The organism is Caballeronia glebae (assembly GCF_001545035.1).
Taxonomy (GTDB): Bacteria; Pseudomonadota; Gammaproteobacteria; order Burkholderiales; family Burkholderiaceae; genus Caballeronia; species Caballeronia glebae.
In genome coordinates this window covers 25857-38083 of sequence record NZ_FCOJ02000011.1, presented here as the reverse complement: position 1 = coordinate 38083, position 12227 = coordinate 25857, and the positions used below count along the sequence as shown (strand labels likewise).

13 protein-coding genes are annotated in these 12227 nt (G+C 63.6%); 9 read left to right on the top strand and 4 right to left on the bottom strand.

Annotated features, from left to right (window positions below; genetic code table 11):
* Positions 1-92: 92 nt before the first annotated feature.
* The 5 genes from dinB to AWB82_RS09945 all read left to right on the top strand — a co-directional run bounded on the left by dinB (position 93) and on the right by AWB82_RS09945 (position 5175).
* Positions 93-1271, top strand: a complete 1179-nt coding sequence (dinB, locus tag AWB82_RS09965) for a DNA polymerase IV (RefSeq protein ID WP_086966968.1) — start codon at positions 93-95, stop codon at positions 1269-1271.
* A gap of 134 nt (positions 1272-1405) precedes the next feature.
* Positions 1406-2317: a TauD/TfdA dioxygenase family protein gene (locus AWB82_RS09960; RefSeq protein WP_407642988.1), complete on the top strand. Its 912-nt coding sequence runs from the start codon at positions 1406-1408 to the stop codon at positions 2315-2317.
* 27 nt (positions 2318-2344) lie between these two features.
* On the top strand, positions 2345-3367 hold the full coding sequence (locus AWB82_RS09955) for an ABC transporter substrate-binding protein (RefSeq protein WP_086966967.1): 1023 nt from the start codon (positions 2345-2347) through the stop codon (positions 3365-3367).
* Between the two features lie 108 nt (positions 3368-3475).
* Complete coding sequence (locus AWB82_RS09950) at positions 3476-4300, top strand: ABC transporter ATP-binding protein (RefSeq protein ID WP_086966966.1); 825 nt, start codon at positions 3476-3478, stop codon at positions 4298-4300.
* A complete protein-coding gene (locus tag AWB82_RS09945) occupies positions 4297-5175 on the top strand; it encodes an ABC transporter permease (RefSeq protein WP_086966965.1) in 879 nt (292 codons plus the stop codon). The genes AWB82_RS09950 and AWB82_RS09945 overlap by 4 nt, the downstream gene beginning before the upstream one ends.
* Positions 5176-5191: 16 nt before the next feature.
* Here the strand turns inward: AWB82_RS09945 and AWB82_RS09940 are convergent, their stop codons facing one another.
* Positions 5192-6085: a LysR family transcriptional regulator gene (locus tag AWB82_RS09940; RefSeq protein ID WP_086966964.1), complete on the bottom strand. Its 894-nt coding sequence runs from the start codon at positions 6083-6085 to the stop codon at positions 5192-5194.
* A gap of 109 nt (positions 6086-6194) precedes the next feature.
* On the opposite strand from AWB82_RS09940, the gene AWB82_RS09935 reads away from it, so the two are divergent.
* Positions 6195-7199, top strand: a complete 1005-nt coding sequence (locus tag AWB82_RS09935) for an aldo/keto reductase (RefSeq protein ID WP_086966963.1) — start codon at positions 6195-6197, stop codon at positions 7197-7199.
* A 17-nt stretch (positions 7200-7216) separates the two neighbouring features.
* Here the strand turns inward: AWB82_RS09935 and AWB82_RS09930 are convergent, their stop codons facing one another.
* Entirely contained in the window at positions 7217-7402 is a 186-nt protein-coding gene (locus AWB82_RS09930; RefSeq protein ID WP_235023247.1) for a hypothetical protein, read from the bottom strand.
* 35 nt (positions 7403-7437) lie between these two features.
* Between AWB82_RS09930 and AWB82_RS09925 the strand changes: the two genes are divergently transcribed.
* Complete coding sequence (locus AWB82_RS09925) at positions 7438-8256, top strand: exodeoxyribonuclease III (protein ID WP_086966962.1); 819 nt, start codon at positions 7438-7440, stop codon at positions 8254-8256.
* Here the strand turns inward: AWB82_RS09925 and AWB82_RS09920 are convergent.
* Together AWB82_RS09920 and AWB82_RS09915 are read right to left on the bottom strand one after the other, a co-directional pair.
* Positions 8253-9077: an alpha/beta hydrolase gene (locus AWB82_RS09920; protein ID WP_086966961.1), complete on the bottom strand. Its 825-nt coding sequence runs from the start codon at positions 9075-9077 to the stop codon at positions 8253-8255. The genes AWB82_RS09925 and AWB82_RS09920 overlap by 4 nt on opposite strands.
* Before the next feature lie 53 nt (positions 9078-9130).
* The gene (locus tag AWB82_RS09915) at positions 9131-10501 is read right to left on the bottom strand and encodes a nucleobase:cation symporter-2 family protein (protein WP_086966960.1); all 1371 of its coding nucleotides are present in this window, start codon (positions 10499-10501) and stop codon (positions 9131-9133) included.
* Between the two features lie 374 nt (positions 10502-10875).
* Between AWB82_RS09915 and AWB82_RS09910 the strand changes: the two genes are divergently transcribed.
* Positions 10876-11793, top strand: a complete 918-nt coding sequence (locus tag AWB82_RS09910; RefSeq protein ID WP_086966959.1) for an STAS domain-containing protein — start codon at positions 10876-10878, stop codon at positions 11791-11793.
* Positions 11794-11855: 62 nt separating this feature from the next.
* Positions 11856-12215 carry an STAS domain-containing protein gene (locus tag AWB82_RS09905; RefSeq protein ID WP_086966958.1) on the top strand — a complete coding sequence of 120 codons (360 nt, stop codon included), beginning with the start codon at positions 11856-11858 and terminating at the stop codon, positions 12213-12215.
* Positions 12216-12227 lie beyond the last annotated feature (12 nt).

Below are 12227 nucleotides of genomic sequence, written 5' to 3'. Positions count from 1 at the left end.
GGCGGCATTGCCTGAAGCATGTTCAGTGCGTTCGTTCCTGTCGATTTCGCTTTGAGCGCGTCTGTCCGCTCGGCGGCGTTCTGACCGCCGCGATGGACGCGCCGTCTTGCGCACCCGCGCCGCGCCGCATCGCGCATCTCGACATGGATGCGTTCTTCGCGTCGGTCGAACTCCTGCGTTATCCGGAATTGCGCGGCATGCCGGTCGTGGTCGGCGGCGGCCGCAGCGCCACGCCTGAAACGCTTCCCGACGGCACGCGCCGCTTCAGGCGCCTGCGCGATTACGCGGGACGCGGCGTCGTGACCACGTCCACCTACGAGGCGCGCAAGTTCGGCGTCTTTTCCGCGATGGGCATGATGAAAGCCGCCCAACTCGCGCCCGACGCGATTCTTCTGCCAACCGATTTCGAGTCGTATCGGCATTATTCGCGCGTCTTCAAGGCGGCCGTCGCGACGTTTACCGCGCAGATAGAAAATCGCGGCATCGACGAGATTTATATCGACGTGAGCGAACTGCCCGGCGAACCCGCCGAGATCGGCCAGCGGATGAAGGACGCCGTGCGCGACGCGACCGGGCTCACGTGCTCGATCTGCATCGCGCCGAACAAGCTGCTCGCGAAGATCGGCTCGGAGCTGGACAAGCCCGACGGCCTCACGATCCTCACGATGGACGACCTGCAAACGCGCATCTGGCCGCTCGCCGCGCGCAAGGTCAACGGCATCGGGCCGAAGGCGAACGAGAGGCTCGCGGCGCTCGGCATCGTAACCGTGGGCGACATCGCCGCCGCCGATCCCGGTTTCCTGCAGACGCATTTCGGCCACACCTATGCCGCGTGGCTCGCGCGCGTCGCGCAGGGGCAGGACGAGCGGCCCGTCGTCGTGGAATCGACGCCGAAGTCGATGAGCCGCGAGACGACCTTCGAGCGCGACTTTCACCCGAAGCAGGATCGCGCGACGCTGTCCGCCGAGTTCACGGGGCTGTGCACGCGCGTTGCCGAGGACTTGCGGCGCAAGGGCTATGTCGGACGCACGGTGGGTATCAAGCTGCGTTTCGACGACTTTCGCACCGTGACGCGCGATCTGACCGTGCCCGTCGCGACCGCAGATCCCGTCGAGATTCGCCGCGCCGCGACGGAATGCCTGAAGCGCATCGTGCTCGATCGCCGGATCAGGCTGCTCGGCGTGCGTGTGAGCGCGCTCGCCGGGCGCGATGAAAGCGGTTTTGTCGAGCCCGTGCAGGTCGAATTGCCGTTCGATATCGCCGGCGAGTGAGGCGCGCCTTATTTCGTTGGCGCATAAAGAAATCTCAGATGCTTCGTTGCCGCCCGGATCGCCGCGCGTTAGATTGATCGCTTCCCCGAAGTCATCGATTGTTATCCGATTGCTATCAGCTCGACCCCGTGACGATTCAGACTGCCCCCAATCCCGCCCTCGCTTCACTCGAATCATCCGACGAAGCCGCCGATCAACTCATCGAGATTCGTAGCTTCGATGCGCCGCTCGGCGCCGAAGTGATCGGGCTCGATTTGTCGAAGCCGTTATCGAAAGCCGATTTCGCACGCATCCACCGCGCGCATCTGGACCATCACGTGCTCGTGTTTCGCGATCAGCGCATCACGCCGGACGAGCAGGTTGCGTTCAGCAAGCGCTTCGGCCCGCTGCAGATTCACGTGTTGAATCAGTTCGGGCTCGCGGGGCATCCGGAAGTGCTGATCGTGTCGAACATCCTCGAAAACGGCAAGCCGATCGGTCTCGGCGATGCGGGCCATTTCTGGCATTCCGATCTCTCGTACAAGGACAAGCCGAGTCTCGGCTCGCTGCTGCACGCGCAGGAGTTGCCGGCGACCGGCGGCGACACGCTCTTTGCAAATCAGCATCTCGCGTGGGACACACTGCCCTCGCATTTGCGTACTGCAATCGAAGGCCGCGTCGCCGAACACACCTATCTCGCCAAATACGGCGAGCTGCAAAAGCGCAGTCCGTGGCGTCCCAATCTGTCGGCGGAGCAGATCGCGCAGGTCAAACCGGTGACGCATCCGATCGTGCGCACGCATCCGGAAACGCAGCGTCGCGCGCTCTTCGTGAGCGAACATTTCACGACGCGCGTGATCGGCCTGCCGGAGGACGAAAGCCGCGCCTTGCTCGCGGAACTGTTCGCGCATAGCACGAAGCCGGAGTTCATCTATCGGCATCGATGGGCGGCGCACGACATGGTCTTCTGGGACAACCGCTCGGTCATGCATCTCGCGGCCGGCACGCCCGACGATCAGCGCCGCAAGCTGTATCGCACGACCATCGAAGGCGACGCGCCTTTCTAAAAGCACAATTTCCACGGGGTTTCATCGATGCATTCTCGAACAGGGAAGGGCGCCGCACGCGCACTCGTCGCCGCGCTCGCGGTCTCGATCGGCCTTACGTCGGCGAGCGCGTATGCCGAGGGCACGTTGCGCATCGCCGAGCAATTCGGCGTCGTGTATCTGCTGCTCAATGTCGCGCGCGATCAGAAGTTCATCGAGCAGGAAGGCAAGAAGGAAGGCCTGGATATCAAGGTCGATTGGGCCAAGCTGTCGGGCGGATCGAGCGTCAACGACGCGCTGCTGTCCGGCTCGGTCGATATCGCGGCGGCGGGCGTCGGCCCACTGCTGACGATCTGGGATCGCACGCACGGACGGCAGAACGTGAAGGGCGTCGCGTCGCTCGGCAATTTTCCGTATTACCTCGTATCGAATGATCCGCGCGTGAAGAGCATTGCCGATTTCACGGACAAGGACCGCATCGCGGTGCCGGCGGTCGGCGTCTCGGTGCAGTCGCGCATTCTGCAATACGCGGCGGCCAAGCAATGGGGCGACAAGCAATACGACCGTCTCGACAAGTACACGCAAGCCGTGCCGCATCCCGATGCGGCGGCGGCGCTCATCGCGGGCGGCACGGAGATCAACGCGCACTTCGGCAATCCGCCGTTCCAGCAGCAGGAACTCGCGGGCAATCCGAAGGCGCATATCGTGCTCAATTCATACGATGTGCTCGGCGGCCCCAGTTCCGCGACCGTGCTCTACGCGACCGAGAAATTCCGCAACGAGAATCCGAAGACGTATCGCGCGTTCGTCGCCGGTCTCGCCGATGCCGCGCGCTACGTCACGCAGCATCCCGAGCAGGCGGCCGATATCTATCTGCGCGTGAACAACGCGAAGATCGACCGCGATCTGCTCATCAAGGTGATCAAGGATCCGTCCGTGCAATTCAAGGTCGCGCCGCAAAACACGTTCGCGCTCGCGCAGTTCATGCATCGCGTCGGTGTTATCAAGAACGAGCCGAAGTCATGGCAGGACTACTTTTTCAGCGATCCCGCAACGAAGGACGGAAGCTGAATGTAAGTGCGTGCTTATCGGCGAGCGCGAAATCGATATGCGCATTGATTGGTTAGCGCGGACGTTGCCCGCCGGTATCGTTATCGTTTGCAATCGAGCACATGGAACATGGCCGCCAATCCCCGAGCGCTTTATTCTCACGACGTAAATCGTGAGGCTTCCACGAGCGGCAAGCTTCTCAGCGCGAAGAACGTCACGCTCGAATACCGCACGCCCGAGCGTCTAGTGCGCGCGACGCACGATGTCAGCTTCGATGTCTACGGCGCCGATCGCTTCGTGTTGCTCGGGCCTTCGGGCTGCGGAAAATCGACCTTGCTCAAGGCCGTGGCGGGCTTCATCGAACCGGTCGCGGGCAGCATCGAAATCGGCGGCGAGCGCGTGCGCGGACCGGGCGCGGATCGCATCGTCGTGTTTCAGGAATTCGATCAACTGCCGCCGTGGAAGACCGTCGTGCAGAACGTGGCCTTTCCGCTGCGCGCCGCGCGCAAGCTCGGCCGCGCCGAAGCCCGCGAGCGTGCGCTGCATTATCTCGACAAGGTCGGTCTCGCTAAATTCGCCGATGCTTATCCGCACACGCTGTCGGGCGGCATGAAGCAGCGCGTGGCCATCGCGCGCGCGCTCGCCATGCAGCCGCGCGTGCTGCTGATGGACGAGCCCTTCGCCGCACTCGATGCGCTCACGCGACGCCGCATGCAGGAAGAGCTTTTGCGCCTGTGGAGCGACGAGCGCTTCACGTTGTTGTTCGTCACGCATTCGATCGAGGAAGCGCTTATCGTCGGCAATCGCATTCTGTTGCTGACGCCGCATCCGGGACGCGTGCGCGCCGAGTTGAACAGTCATCAATACACGCAGGAAAGCCTGGGTCGCGGCGAGTTTCAGCAGAGCGTCGCGCGCATTCATCGTCTGTTGTTCGAAGAGGAGGCTGCGCTTTGAGCACGCCGCATTTGATGGTGCCGCCCGTGCGGCCCGAATACGAAGTCGCGCCCGCCGCGAATGTCGCCGTCGAACATGTTGCGCCGCTGCCGCTTTCGAAGCGGCTCGCGGATCGCACGTGGCTGCGCAAGTCGATCATCGCGCTCGTGTTGATCGCGATGTGGGAAATCGCCGCGCGCGCTGTCGATAACGATCTCCTGCTGCCGACGTTCAGCGCGACCTTCGTTGCGTTCGTGCAAGGCATCGCGTCGGGCGAACTCATCGAGAAGATCGGCATTTCGATGTCGGTATTGCTGCGCGGCTATGCGCTCGGCGCGGCGCTCGCGTTCGCGCTGACATCGCTCGCGGTGTCGACGCGCATCGGCCGCGACATCCTGACGATGCTCACCGCGATGTTCAATCCGCTGCCGTCCATCGCGCTGTTGCCGCTCGCGTTGCTATGGTTCGGACTCGGCACGGGAAGCCTGCTGTTCGTGCTCGTGCATTCGGTGTTGTGGCCGCTCGCGCTCAACACGTATGCGGGCTTTCAGGCCGTGCCTTCGACCTTGCGCATGACGGGCCGCAACTACGGGCTCAACGGCATGCGTCATGTGATGCTGATTCTCGTGCCCGCCGCGCTGCCTTCGATTCTCGCCGGCTTGCGCGTGGGCTGGGCCTTCGCGTGGCGCACGCTGATCGCGGCGGAACTCGTGTTCGGTGCGAGCTCGGGCAAAGGCGGGCTCGGCTGGTACATCTTCCAGAACCGCAACGAGCTTTATACGGACCGCGTGTTTGCGGGGCTGGCTGCGGTGATCGTGATCGGGCTCGCGGTCGAGCATCTCGTGTTCGATACCATCGAGCGCGTGACCGTGCGGCGCTGGGGCGTGCAGCAGTAAGCGCTATAAGCGGCGCTCAATTCGCCGCGCGAATGAAGTCGATGAACGCGCGCAACGGCCCCGGCATGTGCGCGCGGCTCGGATAATAAAGACGCGGCCCGGTGAAGCTCTGCCACCACGGCTTGAGCACCGGCACGAGCGCGCCGTCGTCGATGGCGCCGCGCACGAACTCGTCGAACGTATAGACGAGACCCAAGCCAGCGATGGCCGCGCTTCGGCTGATTTCGATCGACGACGTGACGAGCGGCCCTTGCGGCGCGATGCGTATCGTTTCCTTGCCCCGCATGAATTCCCACACGGCCAGCACGCCGCTGTCGAAGCGATGCCCGATGCACGCATGATTCACGAGTTCGCGCGGATGCTTCGGCTCGCCGTGCGCCGCGAGATACGAAGGCGCCGCAACCGCGACGAAGCGCTGCGTGCGCGGCCCGATTGGCACGGCGATCATGTCGCGCTCAATGCGTTCGTCGTAGCGGATGCCCGCGTCGAAACCGGCGGCGAGCACGTCGATGAAGGTATCGGTCGCGCTGATCTCCAGCTTGATGCCCGGATGCGCCGTCAGAAAACGCGCGACGATCGGCGGCAATATTTCTCGCGAGACGATTCTCGGCACGTTCAGGCGCAGCGTGCCGGTCGGGCTGTCGCGAAAGCCGTTGACGGCATCGAGCGCGCCCGCGATTTCCGTGAACGCGGGCGCGAGCCGTTCGATCAGCCGCTCGCCCGCTTCGGTCGGCGTGACGCTGCGCGTCGTGCGATTCAACAGGCGCACGCCCAGACGCGTTTCGAGCCTGCGTATCGCCTCGCTCAGTGAAGATGCCGACACGCCGCGCAACAGCGCCGCCTGCCTGAAGCCGCGCGAACGCGCGACGGCCAGAAACGCGTGAAGATCCGACAGATCCGGTTCGCTCATGATTCGCCCCATTGTTCGCCTGGGCGCACAGCCCATTCGGATTGAGGCGGATTATCGCACGCGTGGTTTGCTCCCATAATCGTCTCCATCCCTTCAGGAGAGAACGAACATGGAACAGCGCAGACTCGGAAAGACCGGCCCGCGATCGTCGGCGATCGGCGTCGGATGCATGGGCATGTCGGGCATGTACGGGCCGTCGGATCGCGCGGAGAGCATCGCGACGATTCACGCGGCGCTCGAAGCGGGCGTGACGCTGCTCGACACAGGCGACTTCTATGGCATGGGCCACAACGAGATGCTGATCGGCGAGGCGTTGAGAAGCGCGCCGCCTTCGCGCCGCGATTCGGCGATTCTCAGCGTGAAGTTCGGCGGCATGCGCGATCCGGCAGGCAACTTCATCGCGTTCGATGGCCGTCCTGTCGCCGTGAAGAATTCGCTCGCGTACACGTTGCAGCGCCTGGGCGTCGAGCATATCGACATCTATCGGCCCGCGCGGCTCGATGCCGGCGTGCCGGTGGAAGACACCGTCGGCGCCATCGGCGAGATGATCGACGCGGGCTATGTTCGTCACGTCGGCTTGTCGGAAGTGGGCGCGGACACGATCCGCAAGGCCGCCGCCGTGCATCCGGTGTGCGATCTGCAGATCGAGTATTCGCTGATCTCGCGCGGCATGGAGGAATCGATTCTTCCGGCGTGCAGGGAACTCGGCATCGGCATCACGGCGTATGGCGTGCTGTCGCGCGGGCTCATCAGCGGACACTGGAACAAGGACGCCGCGCAGTCGGGCGACTGGCGCGCGAACAGCCCGCGTTTTCAGCAAGGCAATGTCGAACGCAATCTCGCGCTCGTCGATGCATTGCGCAAGATCGCCGATGCGAAAGCCGTGAGCGTCGCGCAGATCGCGATTGCGTGGGTGCTCGCGCAGGGCGACGACATCGTTCCCGTGATCGGCGCGCGGCGTCGCGACCGGCTCACGGAATCGCTCGGCGCACTGGACGTGACGCTCACGAAGGAGGAACTCGCCGCGATCGAAGCGGCGGTGCCGAAAGGCGCGGCGGCGGGCGATCGCTACGAGGCCGTGCAGATGGCGCACCTCGACAGCGAGAAGCGCTAGGCGTCAGGCGTTAAGCGTCAGGCGCCGATCTCGCGTGTGCGGTTCCTGTGCTGAGAACACCCACGCATTGAACGCGGCGCCGCGAACATCAGCATGCTCGTCATCGCGACGACGGCCGGCATGTCCGAATGCGCCGCGATGAAGCCGCCCGCGAGCGGTCCCGTCACCTGCCCGATGTATTGCGCCGACGATGCGGCACGCAAACTGCGACGCGTGTAGCATCGATTCCGATCCACCGATGGAGAGACGCCGAGTGAAAATCGCGACCTTCAACATCAACGGCATCCGTCCGCGGCTCGATGCGTTGCTGAAATGGCTCGAACGCGAATCGCCCGATATCGTCTGCCTGCAGGAATTGAAGGCGACGGATGCGCAGTTTCCCGCCGACGCGATCGCGAACGCGGGCTATGGCGCGCTATGGCACGGCCAGCAATCGTGGAACGGCGTGGCGATTCTCGCCAAGGATGCCGAGCCGGTGCTGAGCCGGCGCGGGCTGCCCGGTTTCGAGGACGATACGCATAGCCGATACATCGAAGCGGCCGTGGGCGGCGTGCTGATCGGTTGTCTCTATCTTCCGAACGGCAATCCGCAGCCCGGACCGAAGTTCGCTTACAAGCTCGACTGGTTCGCGCGTTTCAATGCGCACGCGAAGGCGTTGTTCGCGAGCGGTCATCCGGTCGTGCTCGCGGGCGATTACAACGTCGTGCCCACCGACGAAGATATCTACAACACGCGCTCGTGGCTCAAGGATGCCCTGCTGCAGCCCGAGACCCGCGCCGCCTATGCGGACTTGCTCGCGCAGGGCTGGACGGATGCGCTGCGCAAGACGTATCCCGATGAACGCATCTACACGTTCTGGGATTACTTTCGCAATCACTGGCAGACGAATTCGGGCCTGCGCATCGACCACATTTTGCTCAGCAAGGATCTCGCGAAGAAGCTGGACACGGCGGGCGTCGACAAATGGGTGCGGGGCGAGCCGCATGCGAGCGATCATGCGCCGACGTGGGTCACGCTCAAGCTCGGCCGCACTCGCAAGAAAGCGGCGGATGCCTAGGCTTGCAGCGTGTCGCGGGTCGGTTGCAGTGAAGCGAGAAATTGCATAACGTGTTCGCGGCCGCCCATCGTCCATACGTCGAGATGATCGGCGTCTTCGATTAGCGCGAGGCGCTTGTCGCCGCGAGCGGCATCGAAGAGGCGCTGGAAGTGCGCGGGCGGGATCACGCCGTCGTTCGTGCCGCCGTAGATCAGCAACGGCGCATCGATCGATGCAATTTTCGCGAGGCTTTCGTAGCGGTCGCGTGCGAGAAGCCGCACGGGGAAAAACCAGAAGCGTTTCGCGGCGACATCGACGATGCTCGTGAACGGCGCTTCGAGCATCAGCGCACGGACTTTCGCGACGCTTGCAAGCTGCACGGCGACGCCGGAGCCGAGCGAATAGCCGTGTAGCACGATGTTGCGCGAGCGTGCCGCGGCGTAGTTGTAGGCGGCGCGCGCATCGGCATGGAGGCCGGCTTCGTGCGGTCTGCCGGGATTGCCGCCGTAGCCGCGATATTCGGCGAGCAACACGCCGTAGCCCGCTTCGATCATCTCCAGCGCGATATGGCCGCGTTGGGCGAGGTCTTCGCCATTGCCGTGAAAGAGGATGACCGTCGGCGCGGTTTCATCGGGCGGCGCTTTATAGCGCATGGTCAGGTCGAGGCCGTCCGCGGTTCTTATGCTGACCGCTTCGGTGCGTGCTTCCAGTTCGGCGTTCTTGAAGGCCTCGATCTGTTCGAGCGGATAGACGAGCCGGCCTTGCAGCCAGTACAGGCCCGCTAGTGCGATGGAGTAGATCAGCGCTATGGCAAAGAGGGCGGTCCAGAGGACTTCGCGCATCGGAGATGTCGGCGGTTTGACGTTCCTCGTATGTTAGTGGGTTTGCGCTGTCCTCACTCCCGCACATCCACATCTCCCTGTCGCAAGCTCAAAGGCATCTCCGCGGCGATTTCCTTTTCCACCTCCGCCGAATCCCGCCCGCGATTGAAAAGCGCGTTGAGCAGAATCGCAAAGACCGCGGCCAGCGTGATCCCGCTGTGCGTCAGCGGTCCCGCCCACGGCGGCATATGCGCGAAGAACGTCGGCGCGGCAAGCGGAATCACGCCTACGCCAAGACTGATCGCGATGATGAGCAAGTTGTTCTTGCTGTCGAAATCGACCTTGCTCAGGATCTTCACGCCGGTCGCCGCGACCATCCCGAACATCGCGATGCCCGCGCCGCCGAGCACGACCACCGGTATTGAAGCAATCAGATTCGAAAGCTTCGGCAAGAGCCCGAGCAGAATCAGGATCACGCCCGACACCGCGACCACCCAGCGGCTTTTCACGCCCGTAATGCCCACGAGCCCGATATTCTGCGAGAACGACGAATGCGGAAACGTATTGAAGATGCCGCCGATCACGGTGCCGAGGCCATCGGTGCGCAACCCGCGCGTCGCATCGATACGCGAAACGGGACGCATCGCGAGGTCGCCGAGCGCGAGAAACATGCCGAGCGATTCCACCATGATGACGACCATCACGAGGCACAGAGATGCGATCGCCGCGATATCGAAGGTCGGCATGCCGAACGCGAACGGGCGCACCGGCGCGAACCACGCGGCCTGGCCCACGCCCGCGAAATCGACGAAGCCGAGCGGCAACGCGATCGCGAAACCGGCCGCCATGCCGAGCAACACCGAAATGTTCGCAAGGAAACCCTTCAGATACTTGTTGATGAGCAGAATCGCGAGCAGCACGATGGCCGCGATCATCAGGTTGCGCGGCTCGCCGAAATTCGCGGCGCCGCGTCCGCCGCCCGCCCAGTTGATCGCGACCGGAAAGAGCGTCATCCCGATCGTCAGAATGATCGTGCCCGTGACGATCGGCGGAAAGAAGCGCATCAGCCGCCCGAAGAACGGCGCGATCAGAATCGCGAACAGGCCCGCCGCGATCGTCGCGCCGAAGATCGCCGTCAGGCCCGCGCCGGACGACGCCATCGCGACCATCGGGCCGACTGGGGCGAAGCTCACGCCCATGATCACCGGCAGGCGGATGCCGAACTTCCAGACGCCGATGCACTGCACCAGCGTGACGAGCCCGCACGCGAAGAGGTCCGAGCTGATCAGAAACGCAACCTGTTCCTTCGGCAGCTTCAGCGCCGCGCCGATGATGAGCGGCACGGCAATCGCGCCCGCGTACATCACGAGCACGTGCTGGATGCCGACCGCGAGCATCTGACCGATGGGCAACACTTCGTCGACGGGATGAATCGTTTGGGCCATGTGCGCTCCGGCAGGTCGAAGGACGTTGAGTCGGTCGCCCGAGTATTGCATCGGGCGATGGCCGAAAAATAATCGAAACGCTATACATGGGATCGGACACGGGTGACGTTGATAAGGATAATTGACCGGTTTTTGTCGAGGATAAAACGAACGTCCGGCAGCAATTTCCGATTCACCGAACGCGCGATGGACGCGAGATCGAATAATTTCGAATCCCTTGCGCTATAAGGCTCGCCGTACTGTCGATTTTTGGGATGACGTGCTACATTCCGAGCGCTTCGCGTTCGCTTTATTTCGATAGCTCTCGCGGCAATGCAACAAACCAGCTTCCGGGCCGCGGCGCCCAATAACATCATTCGCACAGGAATCTCGGCATGGAAATGGTCGGCGGAACGCGGCTTGCCCAGTTGTTCACCAGCAATCAGGAGCAATTGCTCGCGGAGTGGTTCGCGCAGCAGCACGCCGTCGCGTCGCGGCGCGGGCTCGTTGGCGAGGCGGAATTGCGCAATCAGTTCACGCAGTTCGTCTCGCTTACGGCGACGGCGCTTCGCAGCTCCGAGCGGGTCGATGTCAAGTCGCCCGAATGGCAGGAAGTGCGGGCGTTTCTCGCAGAAATGTCCACGCAGCGCGCGCGTCAGGGCTTTACGCCGGTCGAGACCGCGATGTTCGTGTTCTCGCTCAAGCAGCCGCTCTTCACGCGCCTGCGCGAGTCGCTCGGCGACGACGCGGCCACGATCGCCGATCTCACGTGGACGATCAGCACGCTCTTCGACGGGCTCGGCCTCTTCACGATGGAAGTCTTCCAGGCGAGCCGCGAGCAGGTCATCGTGCGCCAGCAGCAGGAACTGCTCGAACTCTCGACGCCCGTCGTGCAGTTGTGGGACGGCATTCTCGCGCTGCCGCTCATCGGCACGCTCGATTCCGCGCGCACGCAGGTCGTAATGGAAAACCTGCTGCAGAAGATCGTCGAAACGGGCGCGGCCATTTCGATCATCGACATCACCGGCGTGCCGACCGTCGATACGCTCGTCGCGCAGCACTTGCTGAAGACTGTCGCCGCGGCGCGTCTCATGGGCGCGGATTGCATCATCAGCGGCATTCGTCCGCAGATCGCGCAGACTATCGTGCATCTCGGCGTGAATCTCTCGAACGTCACGACCAAGGCGACGCTCGCGTCGGCTTTCGTCGTCGCGCTGCAGCGCACCGGTAAGTCGGTGGCGACGGGGCTCGGGCACGACGCATCGCGTGGCAGCCGCGCGAGCGACGGCTTCGATTCGCAGCAACCGGAATGACGCCGCGTCCCGACATTCAAAGAACGCACAGAACGCAACGCGACTGAACGGGGTTTCAAGCGATGGAACGCATTCCGATTCTCACGATGGGCAAGCTCTTGCTCGTCACCATTCAGGTCGACATGCACGACCGGCTCGCGCTCGCGCTGCAGGACGACTTGACGGGCCGCATCGTGAAGGACGGTGCGCGCGGCGTGCTCATCGACATTTCCTCGCTCGACGTGGTCGATTCGTTCATCGGACGAATGATCGGCAACACGGCCGCGATGGCGCGCGTGCTCGATGCCGAGACGGTCGTCGTCGGCATGCAGCCTTCGGTCGCGATCACGCTCGTTGAACTCGGCCTCACGCTCTCGGGCGTGCGCACCGCGCTCAACGTGGAGAAGGGCATGGCGCTCCTTTCGAGGGGCGGCACGGCCTGAGTGCCGTATGCC